This window comes from Bradyrhizobium sp. USDA 4486, assembly GCF_054057995.1.
On record NZ_JBSRZV010000001.1, the window covers coordinates 2,766,213 to 2,786,281 of the forward strand.

17 protein-coding genes are annotated in these 20,069 nt (G+C 64.5%); 5 read left to right on the top strand and 12 right to left on the bottom strand.

The window, feature by feature from the left end:
* Positions 1-41: 41 nt before the first annotated feature.
* The 7 genes from ACVWY3_RS13660 to ACVWY3_RS13690 form a co-directional block, all read right to left on the bottom strand.
* Complete coding sequence (locus ACVWY3_RS13660) at positions 42-959, bottom strand: SDR family NAD(P)-dependent oxidoreductase (RefSeq protein ID WP_456838913.1); 918 nt, start codon at positions 957-959, stop codon at positions 42-44.
* 119 nt (positions 960-1,078) lie between these two features.
* Positions 1,079-1,558, bottom strand: a complete 480-nt coding sequence (locus tag ACVWY3_RS13665) for a MaoC family dehydratase (protein ID WP_456838914.1) — start codon at positions 1,556-1,558, stop codon at positions 1,079-1,081.
* Positions 1,559-3,274 (bottom strand): AMP-binding protein, encoded by a 1,716-nt coding sequence (locus ACVWY3_RS13670; RefSeq protein WP_456838915.1) that lies wholly within the window; start codon positions 3,272-3,274, stop codon positions 1,559-1,561.
* Positions 3,274-4,164: a 3-hydroxyisobutyrate dehydrogenase gene (gene mmsB, locus ACVWY3_RS13675; RefSeq protein WP_456838916.1), complete on the bottom strand. Its 891-nt coding sequence runs from the start codon at positions 4,162-4,164 to the stop codon at positions 3,274-3,276. The genes ACVWY3_RS13670 and mmsB overlap by 1 nt, the downstream gene beginning before the upstream one ends.
* A 25-nt stretch (positions 4,165-4,189) precedes the next feature.
* Positions 4,190-5,257, bottom strand: a complete 1,068-nt coding sequence (locus ACVWY3_RS13680; protein WP_456838917.1) for an enoyl-CoA hydratase/isomerase family protein — start codon at positions 5,255-5,257, stop codon at positions 4,190-4,192.
* Positions 5,254-6,399: an isobutyryl-CoA dehydrogenase gene (locus tag ACVWY3_RS13685; RefSeq protein ID WP_456838918.1), complete on the bottom strand. Its 1,146-nt coding sequence runs from the start codon at positions 6,397-6,399 to the stop codon at positions 5,254-5,256. The genes ACVWY3_RS13680 and ACVWY3_RS13685 overlap by 4 nt, the downstream gene beginning before the upstream one ends.
* A 120-nt stretch (positions 6,400-6,519) precedes the next feature.
* Positions 6,520-8,016: a CoA-acylating methylmalonate-semialdehyde dehydrogenase gene (locus ACVWY3_RS13690; RefSeq protein WP_407112707.1), complete on the bottom strand. Its 1,497-nt coding sequence runs from the start codon at positions 8,014-8,016 to the stop codon at positions 6,520-6,522.
* A gap of 102 nt (positions 8,017-8,118) precedes the next feature.
* On the opposite strand from ACVWY3_RS13690, the gene ACVWY3_RS13695 reads away from it, so the two are divergent.
* A complete protein-coding gene (locus ACVWY3_RS13695) occupies positions 8,119-9,027 on the top strand; it encodes a LysR family transcriptional regulator (protein WP_456838919.1) in 909 nt (302 codons plus the stop codon).
* A 116-nt stretch (positions 9,028-9,143) separates the two neighbouring features.
* On the opposite strand, the gene ACVWY3_RS13700 is transcribed toward ACVWY3_RS13695, so the two are convergent.
* A complete protein-coding gene (locus ACVWY3_RS13700; protein WP_456838920.1) occupies positions 9,144-9,761 on the bottom strand; it encodes a TetR/AcrR family transcriptional regulator in 618 nt (205 codons plus the stop codon).
* Between the two features lie 70 nt (positions 9,762-9,831).
* On the bottom strand, positions 9,832-10,359 hold the full coding sequence (locus ACVWY3_RS13705; RefSeq protein WP_456838921.1) for a PaaI family thioesterase: 528 nt from the start codon (positions 10,357-10,359) through the stop codon (positions 9,832-9,834).
* Positions 10,360-10,512: 153 nt separating this feature from the next.
* Between ACVWY3_RS13705 and ACVWY3_RS13710 the strand changes: the two genes are divergently transcribed.
* The 3 genes from ACVWY3_RS13710 (at position 10,513) to ACVWY3_RS13720 (ending at position 14,280) form a co-directional block, all read left to right on the top strand.
* Positions 10,513-11,283 (top strand): enoyl-CoA hydratase, encoded by a 771-nt coding sequence (locus ACVWY3_RS13710; protein ID WP_456838922.1) that lies wholly within the window; start codon positions 10,513-10,515, stop codon positions 11,281-11,283.
* A gap of 276 nt (positions 11,284-11,559) precedes the next feature.
* Positions 11,560-12,756 (top strand): acetyl-CoA C-acyltransferase, encoded by a 1,197-nt coding sequence (locus tag ACVWY3_RS13715; protein ID WP_456838923.1) that lies wholly within the window; start codon positions 11,560-11,562, stop codon positions 12,754-12,756.
* A gap of 228 nt (positions 12,757-12,984) precedes the next feature.
* Positions 12,985-14,280 (top strand): MFS transporter, encoded by a 1,296-nt coding sequence (locus ACVWY3_RS13720; protein WP_456838924.1) that lies wholly within the window; start codon positions 12,985-12,987, stop codon positions 14,278-14,280.
* A 97-nt stretch (positions 14,281-14,377) separates the two neighbouring features.
* Here the strand turns inward: ACVWY3_RS13720 and ACVWY3_RS13725 are convergent, their stop codons facing one another.
* From ACVWY3_RS13725 to ACVWY3_RS13735, 3 genes are all read right to left on the bottom strand, one after another.
* On the bottom strand, positions 14,378-15,775 hold the full coding sequence (locus ACVWY3_RS13725) for a carbohydrate porin (protein ID WP_456838925.1): 1,398 nt from the start codon (positions 15,773-15,775) through the stop codon (positions 14,378-14,380).
* Positions 15,776-15,781: 6 nt separating this feature from the next.
* The gene (locus ACVWY3_RS13730) at positions 15,782-16,801 is read right to left on the bottom strand and encodes a transporter (protein ID WP_456838926.1); all 1,020 of its coding nucleotides are present in this window, start codon (positions 16,799-16,801) and stop codon (positions 15,782-15,784) included.
* 116 nt (positions 16,802-16,917) lie between these two features.
* A complete protein-coding gene (locus ACVWY3_RS13735) occupies positions 16,918-17,697 on the bottom strand; it encodes an acetoacetate decarboxylase (protein ID WP_456838927.1) in 780 nt (259 codons plus the stop codon).
* 224 nt (positions 17,698-17,921) lie between these two features.
* Here ACVWY3_RS13735 and ACVWY3_RS13740 point away from each other — a divergent pair, with 224 nt between their 5' ends.
* Positions 17,922-19,097 carry a patatin-like phospholipase family protein gene (locus ACVWY3_RS13740; protein ID WP_456838928.1) on the top strand — a complete coding sequence of 392 codons (1,176 nt, stop codon included), beginning with the start codon at positions 17,922-17,924 and terminating at the stop codon, positions 19,095-19,097.
* Positions 19,098-20,069: the final 972 nt, after the last annotated feature.

The following is a 20,069-nucleotide window of genomic DNA, read 5'->3' on the forward strand; positions in this document are numbered from 1 at the left end:
CGGAAAATGTCTTTCCGGGGCGCGCGCCCCGGAATGACAACTCAGAGCTTGATCCCCGCCCGTGCCGCGGCCTGCGCCACATACTTCTGCGTCTGCTCGAACGCGCCCTGCAGCGCCCTCGCCTTCGACATGTCGCTGATCTCTCCGAAATGCGCGGCGATCGCGTCCGGGGTCCAATCGGATTCCGGCAGGTTGATGCCTTCGCTCTCGATGATCTTGATCACGGCAAAGGAGCCGGCACCGGCGCCCATGATGGTGCGGGTCGGCGCGTCCTCGCTCAGCATGTATTCGACCGCGGGCGTGATCGCGTTCGGCTTCATCAGCTGCAGCGCCTGCGGCGGCAGCAGCTCTTCGGTCATGCGGGTCGCGGCGGTCGGCGAGATGATGTTGACGCGGATGTTGTTCTTGCGGCCTTCCTCGGCCAGCACGTTCATCAGGCCGACCATGCCGGATTTGGCCGCGCCGTAATTGGCCTGGCCGAAATTGCCGTAGAGGCCGGAGGACGAGGTCGTCAGGACGATGCGGCCGTAGTTGCGGTCGCGCATCCCGGCCCAGACCGCCTTGCAGCAATAGAAGGTCCCGACGAGATGCACGTCGAGCACCTTCTGGAAATCGGCCGCCTCCATCTTGCCGAACGACTTGTCGCGCAGGATGCCGGCATTGGCGCACATCAGATCGACGCTGCCCCACTCCTTGGTGGCGCGCTCGACCATGGCAGTGACCTGCTCGAAGTTCGAGACGTCGGCGCCATCGGCCATGGCGGTGCCGCCGGCTTTACGGATCTCCTCGACCACGGCCTCCGCCGGCGACAGCGAACCGCCGGTGCCGTCGCGCGCGCCGCCGAAATCGTTGACGACGACCTTGGCGCCGCGGCTGGCGAGCCCCAGCGCATGCGCCTTGCCGAGACCATTGCCCGCGCCGGTGACGATGGCGACGCGTCCGTCGAACCTGATTGCCATGAGTGCGTTTCCTGGATGTTAGGACATCATGGCCGGGCTTGACCCGGCCATGTATCAAAATTGAGGGGCTTTTGAGCAGCGATGGATGGCCAGGTCAAGCCCGGCCATCACGGGCTGCCTTAGGCGAAATAGATCAGGCCGAGCCAGTCGGCGACCAGCGCGGGCTTGTCCTCGCCTTCGATCTCGACCGTCACGTTGGTGCGGGACTGCAACTCGCCTGGCTTGCGCAGCTTGGCTTCCGCCAGCACGAAACGGCCGCGTACGCGCTTGCCCGAACGGACCGGCGAGATGAAGCGCAGCCTGTCGAAGCCGTAATTCACGCCCATCGTGGTGCCCGCGATCACGGGCATCACCTCGTAGGACATGATCGAGAGCAGCGACATCGTCAGGAAACCGTGTGCGATGGTGGTGCCGAACGCGGTCTCCTTTTTGGCGCGCTCCGGATCGACATGGATGAACTGGTGATCCTCGATCACGTCGGCATAGGTGTCGATGCGGGCTTGATCGACCAGGTGCCATGACGATACGCCGATCTCCTTGCCGACCATGGCCTGATAGGCCTCAAGGGGAATCGGCGGCTTCTTCCAGACTTCGTTCACTTAGCTCTCACTCCGTATTTTCGGCAGCTCGGGAAAATCCTCCTCGCGGAATTCCCGGCCGCGCAGCGGATCGCCCCGATCATCATCGCGCTCAAGCCGTCGTAGCTGCACACGGCGGATTTTGCCAGAGATCGTCTTCGGCAGCTCGGTAACGATCTCGAGCCGGCGGATGCGCTTGAACGGCGCAAGGCGCGTGTGCAGGTGCTTGAAGATCGAGAGCGCCGTCTCCGGTGTCCGCTCCGCGCCCGACGTCAGCAGCACGAAGGCCTTGGGGATCGCGAGCCGGATCGGATCCGGGCTCGGCACCACCGCGGCTTCCGCAACGAGCTCGTGCTCGAGCAGCACGCTCTCCAGCTCGAACGGGCTGATGCGGTAGTCGGAGGATTTGAACACGTCGTCGGAGCGGCCGACGAAGGTGAGATAGCCGTCCTCGTCTGCGAAGACGACGTCGCCGCTGCGATAGAGTTCGCCTTCGGCGCCGGACAGTTTTCCGTCGTCGCCCTGATAGCCCTGCATCAGACCGGCGGGGCGGTCCGCGCCGAGCAGCAGCGCCACCTCGCCCTCTTTCGCCGGATGGCCGTCGGCATCGCTGACCTGCACGCGATAGCCCGGCAGCGGCCGGCCCATCGAGCCGACCTTGATCTTCTGCCCCGGCGGGTTGCCGGCGAGCGCGGTGGTCTCGGTCTGGCCGTAGCCGTCACGGATGGTGAGGCCCCAGGCGGCCTGCACCTGGTCGATCACTTCGGGATTGAGCGGCTCGCCGGCGCCACAGACTTCGCGCAGCGCAACGTTGAACGAGGCCAGGTTCTCCTGGATGAACAATCGCCACACCGTCGGTGGCGCGCACAGCGTCGTCACGCCGCAGCGGCCGATCGTGGCGAGCAGGCCTTTTGCATCAAAGCGCGGCTGGTTGACCACGAACACGGTCGCGCCCGCATTCCATGGCGCGAAGAAACAGCTCCAGGCGTGCTTGGCCCAACCGGGCGACGAGATGTTGAGATGGATGTCACCAGGCTTGAGCCCGATCCAATACATGGTCGACAAATGCCCAACCGGATAGCTGCGCTGGCTGTGTCGGACGAGTTTTGGTTTTGCCGTGGTGCCCGAGGTGAAATACAGCAGCATCGGGTCGTCGGCATTGGTCGGACCGTCAGCCGTAAAACTCGCGGGCGCCCTCGCCGCCTCGTCATAGGCAAGCCAGCCATCCGAGGCAGCGCCGACCACGATACGGACGATGTTCTCGGCACCAAGGCTCGCGAATTTCGCAACCTGGTCTTCGGCCGCCACCACCGCCTTGGCCTTGCCGCGATCGAGCCGGTCGCGCAGTTCCTCGGCCGTCAGCAGCGTGGTCGCGGGAATCACGACGACGCCGAGCTTGATCGCCGCCAGCATCGTCTCCCACAGCGGAACCACATTGCCGAGCAGCAGCAGGAGATGATCGCTGCGGCTCAAGCCTTGCGCGCGGAGGAAATTTGCGACCTGGTTGGAGCGCTGCGAAAGCGCCGCGAAGGATAGCTTTGTCTGCTTGTCCTGCGCGGTATCGACAATCCAGAGCGCGGGCCGGTCCTTGGCGTCCGCATCCTTCGCGAGCTCGTCGAACCAGTCGAGCGCCCAGTTGAACGGAACCGGATCAGGCCAGCGGAAATCTTTGACCGCTGTCTCGTAGTCCGTGCGGTGATGAAGCAGAAACGCGCGCGCTTCCTGAAATGTCGTCATTAAGCTTTCCCGGCCAGCCCCCTAACGTGCTTGATAATTCCGGAAAAATCCACCCCACCATGGCCGGCTGCGTCGAAAGACTGATAGATCTCCTGCGCGTGCTTGCCGAGCGGCGTCGCCGCGCCCGCGGCCTTCGCCGCGTCCTGTGCCAGGGTCAGATCCTTCACCATCAGCGCCGAGGCAAAGCCCGGCTTGTAGTCGTTGTTCGCCGGCGAGGTCGGCACCGGGCCCGGTACCGGGCAATAGGTCGTCAGCGACCAGCACTGACCCGACGAGGTCGAGGCGACGTCGAACAGCGCCTGGTGCGAGAGGCCGAGCTTTTCGCCGAGCGCAAAGGCCTCGCTCACCGCGATCATGGAAATGCCGAGGATCATGTTGTTGCAGATTTTCGCCGCCTGCCCGGCGCCGGCCCCGCCGCAATGGACGATCTTCTTGCCCATCTTCTCCAGCACCGGCTTGGCCGCCGCGAACGCGCCCTCCTCGCCGCCGCACATGAAGGTGAGCGTCGCACCCTTGGCGCCGCCGGTGCCGCCGGACACCGGTGCATCGACCGAGAGCACGCCGTTCTTCACCGCCAGCGCATGCGCCTGCCGCGCGCTTTCGACGTCGATGGTGGAGCTGTCGATGATCAGCGCGCCCTTGGCCATGACAGGAACGACCTCGTTCCAGACGCCGAGCACGTGCTTGCCGGCGGGAAGCATGGTGACGACGACGTCGGCGCCCCTCACCGCGTTAGCCGCGCTGTCGGCAATACTGGCACCGTCGACCCTGGCCTGGTTGCGGGAGGCCTCGACCAGGTCGAACGCCACGACCTTGTGGCCCCCCTTGACGAGGTTGGCCGCCATCGGGCCGCCCATGTTGCCGAGACCGATGAATGCGATCGTGGCCATTGTCGTTTCCTCCGCTTGAACGTTGTTAATTGAATTTCAGCTCGTCGGCACCGATCTCGGCAAGATACGGCGCCAGCATCTCTGGCGTGACATCCTCGATCCGCGGCGGCGACCAGGTCGGGTTGCGGTCCTTGTCGATCACGGCGGCGCGCACGCCCTCGCGGAAATCGTCGCTGCGGAAGACTTCGCATGCGGCGCGATATTCGCGCACCAGGCACTCCTCCAGGCTTGAGGCAGTACGCGCGAGCCGCAGCAGTTTGAGCGTCACCACCATGCCGCGCGGCGATTTCTCGTTGAGCGTCTTCAGCGTTGCGAGCGCGAACTCCGAGCCGTCGCGCTTGAGCGCCGCGAAGATGTCTTCCATGCGGTCGAAGCCGAACAAGGCGTCGATGACAGGCTCTTTGGCGGCGACCGGCCCTGCGGTCTCGCCTGTCGCAAAACCGTTGATGAGCTTGGTGACCTCGGCCGCAGTCACGCCAGGGCGAACCTTGGTCAGCGCCTCGCGCAGCTCCGGCCATTTGGCGGCCGGCACCACGGCATCCGCGAACTTCGCGTGGATCGCATCGGGCCCGTTCATGGTCTGGCCGGTCAAGCCAAAATAGGTGCCGATCTCGCCGGGCGAGCGCGACAGCAGCCAGGTGCCGCCGACATCGGGGAAAAAGCCGAGCCCGACCTCGGGCATCGCGAGCTTGGTGCGATCGGTGACGATGCGGTGGCTGGCATGAGCGGAAAGTCCGACGCCGCCGCCCATCACGATGCCGTCCATGAACGCGACATAGGGCTTAGGAAACTTCTTGATGCGGGCATTGAGGATATATTCCTCACGCCAGAGGATCTTGCCGAGGTCTCCATTGACCTTCGAGCTCTCCCAGAGGGCGCGAATGTCACCGCCGGCGCACAGGCCGCGCTCGCCAGAGCCCTCCAGCAAGATCACGGCAATGGCGGGATCCGCCTCGAAACGGTCGAGCGCCTTGTCGATGTCGCGAAACATCTCCAGTGTCACGGCGTTAATGGCTTTCGGGCGGTTGAGCCTGACGATACCGGCCGCGCCCTCGACGCGGGCGACGAGATCACTCTCTTCCACCGAACTCATCGCGCGCCCTCGATCAGTTTGCGCGCCACGATGAGCCGCATGATTTCATTGGTGCCCTCGAGGATCTGGTGCACGCGCAGATCGCGCACGATCTTCTCGATACCGTATTCACTGAGATAGCCGTAGCCCCCGTGAAGCTGCAACGCGTGATTGGCGACCTCGAAACCGACATCGGTGCCGAAGCGCTTGGCCATCGCGCACAGCATGGTGGCGTCGGGGTCCCTGCGGTCGAGCGCCGCAGCGGCGCGCCATAAAAAGGTGCGCGCAGCCTCGAGCTCGATCGCCATGTCGGCAAGGCGGAATTGCAAAGCCTGGAATTCGTCGAGGCGCTTCCCAAACGCCTTGCGCTCTTTCATGTAGGCGCGCGCCTTGTCGAGCGCAGTCTGGGCGCCGCCAAGCGAGCAGGCCGTGATGTTGAGGCGGCCGCCGTCGAGCCCGGCCATCGCGATCTTGAAGCCGACACCCTCTTCGCTGAGCCGATTGGCGACCGGGACGCGGGCGTTCTCGAACATCACGGCGCGGGTCGGCTGCGCGTTCCAGCCCATCTTGCGCTCATTGGCGCCGAACGAGACGCCCGGCGTCTTGCCATCGATCACAAGCGTCGAGATGCCGCCGGGACCATCGCCGCCGGTGCGGACCATGGCGACCAAAAGGTCGGTACCGCCAGCGCCTGAGATGAACTGCTTCTGGCCATTGAGGACGTAGTGATCGCCATCGCGCACGGCGCGCGTACGGAGCGCTGCCGCATCGGAGCCGGCGCCCGGCTCGGTCAGGCAGTAGCTCGCGATCAGCTCCATGGTGCAGAGCTTCGGCAGCCATTGATGGCGCTGGGTGTCGCTGCCGAAGGCATCGATCATCCAGGACGCCATGTTGTGGATGGAGATGAAGGCCGAGGTGGTCGGGCAGCCCGTCGCCAGCGCCTCGAAGATCAGCGCCGCGTCGAACCGCGTCATGGCAGAGCCGCCGACATCGTCGCGGATGTAGATGCCGCCCATACCGAGGCTTGCTGCCTCGCGCATCACGTCGACGGGGAAGTGCTTCTCTTCGTCCCAGCGCAGCGCGTGCGGCGCGATCTTCTCCGCCGCAAACGCCAACGCCATCTCGCGAACCGCGACCTGATCCTCGTTCAGAGCGAACTGCATGCTGCGGCCTACCCTTTCACTCCATCGTCATGGCGAGCGCAGCGAAGCAAATCCAGGCTGTCTCCGCGGAAAGACTCTGGATTGCTTCGTCGCTACGCTCCTCGCAATGACGGCCGAGGATTACTTCATCAGCGGGATCGAGAACTCCGCGCCTTCCTTGACGCCGGACGGCCAGCGCGAGGTCACCGTCTTGGTTTTGGTGTAGAAGCGGACCGAGTCCGGACCGTGCTGGTTGAGATCGCCGAAGCCGGACTTCTTCCAGCCGCCGAAGGTGTAATAGGCAATCGGCACCGGGATCGGCACGTTGATGCCGACCATGCCGACGTTGACCTTGGCCGCGAAGTCGCGCGCTGCGTCGCCGTCGCGCGTGAAGATGGCAACGCCGTTGCCGTAGTCATGGTCGGACGGCAGCGCCAGCGCTTCCTTGTAGTCATGCGCGCGCACCACCGAGAGCACCGGGCCAAAGATCTCTTCCTTGTAGATCCGCATGTCTTTGGTGACGTTGTCGAACAGCGAGCCGCCGAGATAGAAACCGTTCTCGTAGCCCTGCATCTTGAAGCCGCGGCCGTCGACGGCAAGCGTCGCGCCCTCCTTGATGCCGATGTCGATGTAGCTCTTGACCTTCTCGACCGCCTCGCGCGTCACCAGCGGACCGTAATCGGCCGACGGATCGATCGAGGTACCGATCTTCAAGGATTCGACGCGCGGGATCAGCTTTTCCATCAGGCGGTCGGCGGTGGACTTGCCGACGGGCACTGCGACGGAGACCGCCATACAGCGCTCGCCGGCCGAGCCGTAGCCGGCGCCGATCAGCGCGTCCACGGCCTGGTCCATATCGGCGTCGGGCATCACGATGGCGTGGTTCTTGGCGCCGCCGAAGCACTGGCAGCGCTTGCCGGTTTGCGCGGCGCGCTCATAGATGTACTGCGCGATCGGTGTCGAGCCGACGAAGCCGACGGCCTTGATATCGGGATCGTCGAGGATGGCGTCGACCGCTTCCTTGTCGCCGTTGACGACGTTGAGGATGCCGGCCGGCAGGCCCGCCTCGATCATCAACTCGGCGAGCTTCATCGGCACGCCGGGATCGCGCTCCGACGGCTTGAGGATGAAGGCGTTGCCGCAGGCGATCGCGGGCGCGAACTTCCACATCGGGATCATGGCCGGGAAGTTGAACGGCGTGATGCCGGCCACGACGCCGAGCGGCTGGCGCATTGAGTAGATGTCAATGCCGGGGCCTGCTCCTTCCGTGTACTCGCCCTTCATCAGATGCGGAATGCCGCAGGCGAACTCGACCACCTCGAGGCCGCGCTGGATGTCGCCCTTCGCGTCCGGCACGGTTTTGCCGTGCTCACGCGCCAGCAGCTCGGCGAGCTTGTCGTAGTCCCGCTGGATCAGCTCCAGGAATTTCATCATCACGCGGGCGCGGCGCTGCGGGTTGGTCGCCGCCCACTCGGGCTGCGCGGCACGCGCGTTCTCGACGGCGGCGCGGACCTCGGCCTTGGACGCCAGTGCGACCTTGGCCTGGACGTCACCGGTCATCGGCTCGAAGACGTCGGCGGTGCGGCCCGAGGTACCCTTGACCTCCTTGCCACCGATGAAATGTCCGATTGAACGCATGGAATGATCTCCTTCAGGCCGAGCGCGGTCGCTTTGACAAATCCTATTGACCTGCATTTTATAGGATTCAAGTCTGAGATATTGCACCATAGATGTGCGAAAATGCTGGATCAAGGTAGCATCGACTGGGACGACTTTCGCTTCGTGCTGGCCATCGTGCGGGGCGGCTCGGTGTCGGCTGCGGCAAAACAGCTCGGCGTCGACCATGCCACGGTGATCCGCCGCGTCGACCGGCTGGAGAAGCATCTTTCGGCAAAACTGTTTGACCGGCGCAAGACCGGCTATCTCCTGACCGAGGCCGGCCAGCGCGTCGCCGACAGCGCGGAAGCAATGGAATCCACTATTGTCGCCAATCAGGAGCAGGTCGGCGGGTCCGTGGCGCGGCTGACCGGCACGGTGCGGATCGGCGCGCCCGACGGCTTCGGCACCGCCTTCCTGGCGCCGCGGCTGGCGCCCTTCGCCGACCGCTATCCCGACCTCGATCTGCAACTTGTAGCCACCGCACGGCTGTTCAGCCTCTCCAAGCGCGAGGCCGATATCGCGATCAGCCTGACCATGCCGAAGGAAGGCCGCATCGTCGGCCGCAAGCTGCTGGACTACCGCCTCGGGCTTTACGCCGCACCCGCCTATCTCGACCGCTTCCCGGAAATCGCCTCGCGGCAGGACCTGCCGCAGCACCGCTTCGTCGGCTACATTGAGGAACTGCTGTTCACACCGGAGCTCGATTATCTGCCGCAGGTGTCGCCGCGGATTTCGGCGCGCTTCCGCAGCGCCAACCTGATCGCGCAGCTCAACGCCACCCTCGCCGGCTTCGGCATCGCGGTGCTGCCGCACTTCATGGCGAGCGATTATCCGCAGCTTATGGCCGTGCTGCCGGAGGAGATCTCGATCACCCGGACGTTCTGGATGCTGATGCACGCGGACAGCAAGGATCTCGCGCGAATCAGGGCCGTGGCGGATTACATCGGCGAGATCGTGGAACGCGAGCGGGGGCTGTTCGCGGGGCGCTAGCACGGTCCCGTAATCCCGTAGGTGGGCAAAGCGAAGCGTGCCCACCACATCTTTGCAACCATGGAAAGAACGTGGGCACGGCGCAAGAGCGCCTTTGCCCACCCTACGGCATCTCGCTACTGCTTCGCCTTTCTCGCCGCAGTCACCTTCAGCTCGCGCTTCGCGCCTTCAAGCGCGCTGTCCTTGCCCGCTTTCAGCACCTCATCCGACAGCTCGCTGGTGCCGGCGATGCGCGCCAGCAGCATGGTGCCCGCCATCGTCGCCAGCGTCGCGATCGCCTGCTTGCGCGCGGCCTTGCGCGGCTGGTTCGGGATATAGCCGGTCATCATCTCGATCATCTCGTCGAGCTTGCCGGCGAAGGCTTTTCGCGTCTTCGGGCTCTCGCGGGCGATCTCGGCGCCGAGCGCGGGAATCGAGCAGCCATGGCCGGGATTGTCGCGATGCAACGCGGAGAGATAGGTCTCGACGATCTGGGCCAGTTGCTTCTCCGGCGCGACCTGATAGGACTGCTTGCGCCAATGCTCCATCGAGCGGTCCATGGCGTAGGCAAAGGCCTCGATCACCAGCGCCTCGCGCGAGTCGAAATGCGCGTAGAAGCCGCCGTGGGTCAGGCCCGCCTCCTTCATGAGGTCGGCGACGCCGATGCCATGGGCGCCCCTCTCGCGCAGCCGCACCGAGGCCTTCTTCACGATCCGGTCGTGGGTTTCCTGCTTGTGTTCCCGGGAATAGCGCATGCGGGTCTCATTGAATGTCGGAGATCATCTCATAACACAGAAATCAACCAGGCGGTGCATTAATTCGTATTTAGACATTGCCGATCATCGAAAAGGTTGCAGTTGCATGGACTGCGAGAGCGCCCTTGCCGTCGCGCACATAACCCTCGGTGTAGCTGGTCTGGCGGCCCAGCTTGATGATCTTGCCTTCGGCCGAGATCAGCCCGGACCGCACCGACAGCGGGCGCAGGAACGTCATTTTCAGGTCGAGGGTCACGGACGATTGGCCGGCCTCCAGCCGTGTCGAAATGGCGCAGCCCATGGCGGTGTCGATCAGCGCCGCCGCCGTCGCGCCATGCAGGAGGCCGATGGTATTTTCGAGATCCTCGCGCGGCTCCAATTCCATGACGACCCGCCCCGGCTCGACCACGGCCATGACGAAGCCGATCAGTTTTGCGAAGGGCGGCGGCGGCAGCCGGCCGTCGCGGATGCCGAGCATGGCCTCCATGCCCGACAACCCCATGGCCACTTTCGCAACCGGCGCCGGCATCTGCCAGTCCACCACGCGCTCGCGTCGCTGCGTGGGCGAAAACAGGTCGAGTTGCTCAGATTCGTTCATGGACCGCCTCTTTGAATGATATGCATCATACTACGCCACGGACTTCGCACTGGCAACTCTGCCCCTGCCTGCTTGACAAGCTGGCCGTTTCGGCCCGGAAGTGATGCCGACGCGCGCGCCGTGCGCCTGTCCACGAAACTTCGGGATGCCAGGATGGAAATGCTCAACAATCACTGCGGCGTGACGCGCGATGCGCGCGGTGTCGTTCATGTCGCGATCTGCAACGCCGGGTCGCTCAATATTCTGAGTTCGCCCGTGACCGACGCGGTACGCGAGGGTCTGCAGCAGCTCTCCTCCGATCGCAGCATCCGCGTCCTGGTGCTGCGCGGCCAGAGCGAGAAGAGCATGATCGGCGGCGCCGACATCAAGGAGATGGCCAAGCTCGACCAGAGATCGGCCGAAGCCTTCATCAGCCGCCTGCGCGATCTCTGCGAAGCCGTGCGCCGGTTCCCCACCCCCGTGATCGCGCGGATGCCCGGCTGGTGCCTTGGCGGCGGACTCGAGGTCGCCGCCGCCTGCGACTTCCGGATCGCCGCGCAGGACGCGCATTTCGGCATGCCGGAGGTGCGCGTCGGCATCCCCTCGGTGATCCATGCCGCGCTGTTGCCGCGCCTGATCGGCTGGGCCCGCGCCCGCTGGCTGGTGATGACGGCTGAGAACATCGACGCCCCCACGGCGCTGGCCTGGGGACTGATCGACAAGGTCGCGCCGGAAGGCGGCCTGGACGCTGAAGTCGAGCATCTGGTCCAGGCCCTGCTCGAATGCGGCCCCGAAGCGCTGCGCTCGCAAAAGGCGCTACTGCAGCAATGGGAGGAGCTACCGCTGACGGAGTCGGTGAACTTGAGTGTCAAAGTGTTCGGCGAGTCGTTCCTGACGGACGAGCCGACGCGGTTGATGGGCGCGTTTGTCAACCGGAAGCGGTAGGATCCAGTTTTTCGGTGCCCCGGACGCAGCGCAGCGCACCTTTGCGGTGCGCTGCTGAGCCGGGGCCCATGCACCAACAAGGCCGGCGCGAATCTGGTCCCGGCTCTGCGTCGCAACGTTGCATATTGCGCCGCGTCCGGGACACGCACGAGCAAGTCGCCGCCCCAACAAATCTCATCCGACCCACGACATTTTCTCATCCCTTGCGCGGTTGCATTTTTTGCGCCGCATCATATGATGATCATAATCTTAGTCATCACCGCCAGGGAGTTTGTCATGGCCGAAGCCGCCGATCCCGTCGTCATCGTCTCCGCCGCGCGCACCCCACTCGGCCGCTTCATGGGCGAGCTGTCGCCGCTTCCCGCGCACAAGCTCGGCTCGCATGCGATCGGCGCCGCGCTGGAGCGCGCCAAGCTTGCGCCGGAGAAGGTCGACGAGGTTTTCATGGGCTGCGTGCTGCCGGCAGGACAAGGCCAGGCGCCGGCGCGGCAGGCTGCGCGTAGCGCCGGTCTGCCCGATGCCACCGGCGCCACCACGGTCAACAAGGTCTGCGGCTCCGGCATGAAGGCGACCATGCTGGCGCACGACATCATCCGTGCCGGCTCGGCCGAGATCGTCGTCTCCGGCGGCATGGAGAGCATGAGCAACGCGCCCTATCTGCTCGCGAAGGCGCGCGGCGGCTATCGCGCCGGCCACGACCGCATCATCGACCACATGATGATGGACGGCCTCGAGGACGCCTACGAGACGGGCCGCTCCATGGGCGATTTCGGCGAGGCCACCGCGGAAGCCTATCAGTTCACTCGCAAGGACCAGGACGCCTATGCGATAGAGACGCTCAGCCGCGCCCGCAAAGCGGTCGAGGGCGGCGCGTTCAAGCCCGAGATCGCGCCGATGACGCTGACCGAGAAGGCCGGCCCACGCATCGTCGCAAATGACGAGCATCCGCTGAAGGTCGACCCCGCCAAGATCCCCGGGCTGAAGCCGGCGTTCCGCGCCAACGGCACCATCACGCCGGCTGCATCGTCCGCGAATGCTGACGGCGCCGCAGCCCTCGTGCTGACGAAGCGCTCGCTGGCGGATCGTAACGGTTTGCCTGCCATCGCCGAGATCAAAGGCCATGCCACTCACAGCCAGGAGCCGCAATGGTTCACCACGGCGCCGATCCCCGCAATCCGCAAGCTGCTCGACAAGGTCGGCTGGAGCGCCGGTGAGGTCGACCTGTTCGAGGTCAACGACGCCTTCGCCGTGGTGGCGATGGCGGCGCAGCGCGACCTCGGCATCCCCCGCGAGAAGCTCAATATCAACGGCGGCGCGTGCGCGCTCGGCCATCCCATCGGTGCGACCGGTGCGCGGCTGATCGTGACGCTGCTGCATGCGCTCGAGGCCAACAATCTCAAGCGCGGTGTCGCGGCGCTCTGCATCGGCGGCGGCGAAGCCACCGCGATCGCGGTGGAGCGGGTGACGCACTAAAGCCCGCTGAGATCAGGATGAATCGTCATCGCGCTTTAGGCTGTTTTTTGAGCATGATCTTTTCGGAAACCCGCTGCGCAGTTTTCCGGATCATACTCTAACGCCGGATGTCCTGAATCTCCGATGTCCTGAATTAAGGGAAGTCCGTCATTTCAGACTTCCCTCTTCCGTGCCAGACTGCAACGCTGACGCAGGTCTCCAAGACCTGCCAACCAAGATTGAGGCCCAATGATCTCGAACTGGCTCGCGGCGGCACTCGGCCGCCGCAATATCCACTACGGCTGGGTGATGGTCGGCGTCACCTTCCTCACCGCGCTGATCAGCGCCGGCACGGTCGGTGCGCCCGGCGTGTTCATCGTCCCGCTTCAGAAGGAGTTTGGTTGGAGCACGGCGGAGATCTCCTCCGCGCTGTCGATTCGCTTCATCCTGTTCGGGTTGATGGCGCCGTTCGCGGCTGCGCTGCTCAACCGCTACGGCCTGCGCAACGTCACGCTGGCGGCGCAGCTCATCGTGGTCTCGGCGCTGGTCGCCTCGCTCGGCATGACTCAGGTCTGGCAGCTGATCGCCCTGTGGGGCGTCGTGATCGGCATCGGCACCGGCATGACCGCGCTGGTGCTGGGCGCCACCATTGCCACGCGCTGGTTCGCGGCGCGTCGCGGCCTCGTCGTCGGCATCATGACCGCGAGCGTCGCCACCGGACAGCTCGTGTTCCTGCCGCTGCTCGCAAGCCTCACCGAACGCTACGGCTGGCGGCTTGCGCTCGGCTTCGTCTGCATCGCCCTCGGCGTGTCCGCCCTCGCGGTGCTGCTCGCCATGCGCGACCGGCCGAGCGATGTGGGCTTGCGCCCATTCGGCGACGAAGGCACCCAGCCCCTGCCCCCTCCGCCGGTCAACCACGGCTCGATCACGGGCGTTGCGCTCGGCACGCTGCGCGACGCCTCGAAATCAACTGCATTCTGGATCCTGTTTGGGACCTTCTTCGTCTGCGGCGCCTCCACCAATGGCCTCGTTCAGGTGCACCTGATCCCGATGTGCCTCGATTTCGGCATCCCGCAGGTGCAGGCCGCAAGCCTGCTCGCCGCGATGGGCATCTTCGATTTCTTCGGCACCATCATGTCGGGCTGGCTCTCGGACCGCTACGACAACCGCTATCTGCTGTTCTGGTATTACGGCCTGCGCGGCCTCTCGCTGATCTTCCTGCCCTTCAGCGACTTCTCGTTCTACGGCCTCTCGATCTTCGCGATGTTCTACGGGCTGGACTGGATCGCGACGGTGCCGCCGACGGTGCGGCTCACCGCGCAGAAGTTCGGACCCGAACGCGCCAATCTGGTGTTCGGCTGGATCTTTGCCGGCCACCAGCTCGGCGCCGGCACCGCCGCATTCGGCGCCGGTTTCTCGCGGACGGTCTATCAGAGCTATCTGCCCGCATTCTTCATCGCCGGCGCGCTCTGCGTGTTCGCCGCGCTGATCGTGCTCGCGCTGTCGCGGCAGCCGAAGCCGCAACCGAAACCTGCGATGGCTTAAAGCGCGATGAGATCAGGATGAATCGTCATCGCGCTTTAGGTTATTATTTGAGCATGATCTTTTCGGAAAACCGCTGCGCACTTTTCCGGATCATGCTTTAGTACCTGATCGTGGTGGTGACGCCGAACACTGCGGCGTCACCGATCCGCGACACGCCGGTCGGGTCGTTCGGATTCGGGATGCCGCCGGAGGGACGCCACACATACTGGAAGTAAGGGGCAATCAGCCAGCCCGGCCTGATATGCGCCTCGTAGATCATCTCGAGCAAGGTCTCGTTGCTGCGCACCGGCCCCTGCACGCCGGTATAGAAATTGGTGTCGAGATCGAGATTGCGCGCGGTGTTCGAGATCCGCATGTAGGCCATCGCCACGCCGAATCGGTCGAGCGGACGGCCTGGCGTGAAGCCGACGAAACCGATACCGCCGTCCAGATAAAGATCGATCAAATTGCGGTCCGGCGGGCTGTAGGCGATGCGGCCAAACGCGGTGATACCGGGGAGCGAGGCCGAGGTGCTGTTTTCCTTGACCTCCGGCGGGCGGTAGAGCACCTGCTCGACGACGGCGAAGATTCCGTAATTGCCATGAAGCTTGGCCGCAATGCCGCTGCCATCGGGGTCGGCGATCGATTGGCCCACCGCGGTAAAACGCTGGCTGTCGAACGAGCCATAATGCTTCCAGGCGCCGGGCGTGAAATTGCCGGCGAGCGGCCGGCCGCCGATATTGATATCGTAGTTGAAGCGCACTTGGCCGATCACCCAAGGCGGATCGTTGACGCGGAACGCGAGGCCATGATGGTCGCGCAGCTGCGGATCCAGATCGCCCGGGCCCGACGGATCGCCGTTGAACACGGCACCGAACAGCGTGATCTGGTCCGACAGCGTGGCCTTGACGCGAATGCCGGGCACCGCAATCGGCGGCGCCGGGCCGCCGGCCGGAAGGTTTGACGCCTTGATCGCCGGCCAGCCGAAGGTGCCGTTGATGAAGAGATCGTCGGTCTCGCTGTCGAAGAACTCGACGTCGGCGGCCTGCTGACCGGCCCTGATGTTGAGGCGGTCGTTGAAAAAACTCTGCTCGAAATAGGCGTTGTAGAGCCGCTGGTCAGGCAGCGCCTCGATCTCGCTGATGGTGGCGAGATTGATCACGTAGTTGCGCGAGAGCCCCTGGCCGTAGATCACGAAGGCATTGGCGTAGAAGCGGCCGCCGGTCCAGCCGACCAGCCTGTCGAGATCGGCATCGACCGACAGGTCGAGGCGGCCGAATTGGATGGCGCCGCGCTTCGCGCCGCCGGAGACGTTGGCGATGTTATCCGCGATATAGGTCGCGCCGAAGTTCAGTCCCTTGTCGGCGAGGCCGTCATGCCACGCGTTGAACCATTTCGGAAACAGCCATTCGGCCGCGCTCTCGTCCTTGGCACCGGCGAATGCATCCGTGCTCGCCAGAGCGAGCGCGATGGCGGCGGCGCTTTGCAGCAGCAGTCTGTGGGCAGTCCCGATCACGGCAGGCTATCTTTTGAAGATGCCCGTGCGCCGCATGAACAGATAGGCCGCACCGACCGAGCAGATCATCATCGCAGCCGCCCAGATGAAGCCCTCGTCGACATCGGTCAGCGGCAGGCCCTTGGTGTTCATGCCGAAGATGCCGGTGATCAGCGTCGGCGGCAGCAATAGCGAGGTGACGATCGAGAGCGTGTGGAGGTGGCGATTGCTCTCTTCCTCGTTCTTGAAGCGCAGCTCCTCCTCGAGCAGGCGGCTGCGTTCGCGCAGCTCGACGATGTCGTGGTCGAGGCCGTCGAGCCGCTGCGCGAGCTTGCCGGCATGGATACGCAGGGCGGGCGCGAGGTGGTCGGTGTTCTTCTGATCGAGGCGATGGAACAGCACGCGCAGGCCCGTGAGCTGGCGATGCAGCCTGACGCAGGTCCGGCGCAGTCGGCCGAGATTGCGGCGCATCTCGGGCTTGGCCTCGTCGGCGAGAATGCGCTCCTCGATGTCGTCGATCTCCTGGCCGAGCTTATCGGCCATCCGGTCGAGCGTGTCGGCGACCTCGTCGACGATCTTTTCCAGGAGATGGGCGACATTGTCGACGCGGTAGCCGCCTTCGAGTACGCGGCGCGTGGCGTCCGCCGAGCACAGCGCCTGATGGCGGCCACTGACGAGCAAATGCTCGGTCATGGCAAAGCGCAGGAACGCGGTTTCCTCCGTCACGCGGTCGATCTCGCGCACGAGATCGGAGAACACGCCGTAGACGCAATGGTCGATGACGTGAAGCTGCTGGAACGTGTCGTTCGACAGCAGCAGCTCGCGCGCGAGCGGCGGCAGCGGCGATGCCGCGATCCACGGCCGCACGCGACCATCTGTCAAATTGAAGTGCAGCCACAGCCGGCCATCATGAGTGAACTCGATCGGCTGGTCGATCGGAAGCGCCTCGGCGCTGCCGTCGGCATGCAGGCGAAACGCCCAGACCAGCCCGGGAATGGCGGGCTCGGTGTTCTCTATCGCGCTGACAAGCTTCGCCGGCTCAGCCATGGCCAACCCCAACCGTCAACAGATAGTCCCACTCCGGAGCATGGCTGACGGCATCTTCCAGACCCACGCGCGTACTCAATTACGGCTTTGTTACAGTTTGATGATAACAGGCCGGCCTACTCGGCGGCGAGCCCCGTCGCGGCGGCTTCAGCTTCCCTGACGTAGTCGTGGACGACGCGGCCGAACGGCAGCGTCAGGTCGGCGATGTAATGGTGCGCGCCGAGACAACGGCGAACCGGGAAGTCGGCAACCGGTGCGTTGACGTGCGGCACCAGATGCAGCCGGCCCGGCCCGATCCACGAGCCCTTCGGCACGATGTCGATCAGGTTGATGGCAACGAGCTGACAGACTTCGAGCCGCCCGTCGACGCCGGGGATCATCTTCAGATTAACTTGCGTCTTCGACAGCGTGGCGCGGGTGAGATCGCCGTTGCCGGCCATGCTCTCGTGCTTGTAGCCCATGGTGCCCATGGCGACGAGCTGGCCGGCATATTCCAACGTGCCCGTCAGCGTGTCCTTGACGATCTCGAGCTTGGGATGGGCGTACTTCTTGGGAAAGCCCCAGATCTCGCGTCCGGCCGCGATCGGCGGATCGTCGTCCAGATACATCTGCGAGACGAAGTTGACCTCCTCGCCGTTGAGACGCGCGGGGATGACGAGACCAGATTCAGTGTAGCTGCCGAAGCCGGAGGAATCCGGCATCTTGATCCATTCGTAATGCACGATCGGCTGGTCGATCGGCTCGAGCGGCTCAGGCAGGCCGGCGCGGATCAGGTCCGGATCGGTCTCGTAGGTGATGACCAGGAATTCGCGGTTGACGAAACGATAGGGTCCGGCCGGATAGCTCGGTCCTGCAGCCGGCATGGACGGAAGTCTCAGCACGTCTTCCCTGCGCATCCTGATCTCCTGTGTGATGCCTCTGACGCTCGTCCGGCTCACGGGCTTTATGCAAATTGCTAGCCGCCGTCATTGACTGCGATGTGAAGGATTTCCGTCAGCCGGGCGACCCGCCGCCATTCCCGCTGCGGCCACCGTGCATGCGGGCGATGCATCGGCGCCGCAATTGTCATCACACCGTCACCACCGGACGCAATCGTTTGGGAGAGGCAGGAGGCATCGCCATGGACGCCCGCACGTCGCATCCGACACATTCGACCCATCAGCCCCCTTCGTGCGGCTGGCGGCCCGAGCGTTGCGACCGCGTCGCGCTGGTGTTGCAAGGCGGCGGTGCGCTCGGCGCCTACCAGGCCGGCGTCTACCAGGCGCTGCACGAGGCGGGCATCGAGCCCGATTGGGTCTGCGGTGTTTCGATCGGCGCGATCAACTCCGCCATCATCGCCGGCAACAAGCCGGAGAAGCGGCTGGAGGCGCTGCGCATCTTCTGGGAGCGCATCACCAGCCGCAAGATCTGGCACTACACGCCGGATGGCGACGTCTTCCGGCAGTGGCGCAATCTCACCAGCGCCTGGATGACGTCGGCGATGGGCCAGCCGGGCTTCTTCACCCCGCACCAGATCAATCCCTGGTTCAGCCCGGTCGGCGCCAGGACCGCCACCAGCTATTACGACACGATGCCGCTGAAGGAGAGCCTGCTCGAGCTCGTCGACTTCGACCTCCTCAACGAGAAGAAGGTCCGCTTCGCGGTCGGCGCGGTCAACGTGCTCTCCGGCAACTTCATCTATTTCGACAACGCCCATGACGAGATCGAGCCGGAGCACATCATGGCCTCCGGCGCGCTGCCCCCGGCGCTGCCGATGGTGCGGATCGGCACCGATCATTTCTGGGATGGCGGCATCGTCTCCAACACGCCGCTGCAGCATCTGCTCGACCAGGAGGACGCGCTCAACTCGCTGGTGTTCCAGGTCGACCTGTTCAGCGCCCGCGGCGTGCTGCCGCGCTCGATCCAGGACGTGATGGCCCGCCACAAGGACATCATGTATTCCTCGCGCACGCGCCACAACACCGACGTCTACCGTCGCACCCACAATCTCAAGGTCCTGCTCTACAAGGCGCTCGCGAAGCTGCCGGAGGAGCAGCTGTCCGAGGAGGAGCGCAAGCTCAAGGCGAGCCTGCGCAACATGCCGGAGATCGCGATCCTGCATCTGATCTACCAGCAGAAGGCCTATGAGGGCGATGCCAAGGATCACGAGTTCTCGGGCACCTCGATGCGCGAGCACTGGACAAGCGGCTACGAGGACACCAAGCGCACGCTGAAGCGCCGCGACTGGATCAAGATGCCCGAGGAAGGCATGGGCCTCGTCGTGCACGACGTGCATCGGGAGACGGAGAGCGCGTGACGAGCGCGCTTCGTACGAGGCGCTCCAAACAAAAATTCGAAAACAACCCCATGCACAGTAGCCGGGCATGGCGGATCAATGATTTGCACGTTGCGCACGCGGGTTTGACACGTCGGGCAACACACCGGCATAATGGCATCATCGCAGGACTGCGCGGGACGCTCGTGTCGAGGCTTCTATGCACACGTTGCGCCGTCAATCAAGTCACGCGCCTGCGGCACAATCGGTAAGCTGAGTTGAACGCCAGCGGCCAGCGATGCTGCGCCGAGCTTATCGATTCCACTCTCCTTTGGGGGTGTTGGAAATCAGAACGACGACACCAGCCCGCGCTGCCTTCACGGCGCTGGCTGGCTCGCAGTATGAGCTGTGGTGTTACTTCAACCCCGCTGCGGGTTCGCTCGGTCTACGGCCGATCAGCACGAACTTCAGAACGAACAACGTTGTCTGCTTGGCATCAGAACAGGACCGAGTTGAAGGACGGCATCGGCGCCCTCACCGCTGGCGGCGGCGTGCCGCGTGCACTCCTTCTCGTTGGTCCCTCAACATCCTTGTAGTCGGAGGATGCCCGGGCCTCTAACCGCCAGACGCGATCAGAATGGCAACTAGGCTCAGTGCGACTATCGAGATAAGCGACAGCGCGATCTTCTCGCGCCGGCTCATGCCTCCTACCATTGATCGCGCCCCATATCTTCGGGGGCCTGCGGATCCTGGCGGTACTCCCACCTTCCGCCCATGCCTCGGCGCCGCCATGTTTTGCCAGGGTACAACTGTGACGACGTCCATCCGCCATCAACAGTCCGTTGCGGAATGATCGGCGGCGCGCATTCGTGCCAAGTCAATTCGGCGTCCGGATACTTCCGGTCGCGCCACCAAGTAAACAATCGCATCAAGTAAACCCTCAGTCAGGAACGGCCTACCAGCGGTTGCGATGCACAATCAAGCCGGGAAATCACCGACTTTCGGAGGAGTGCC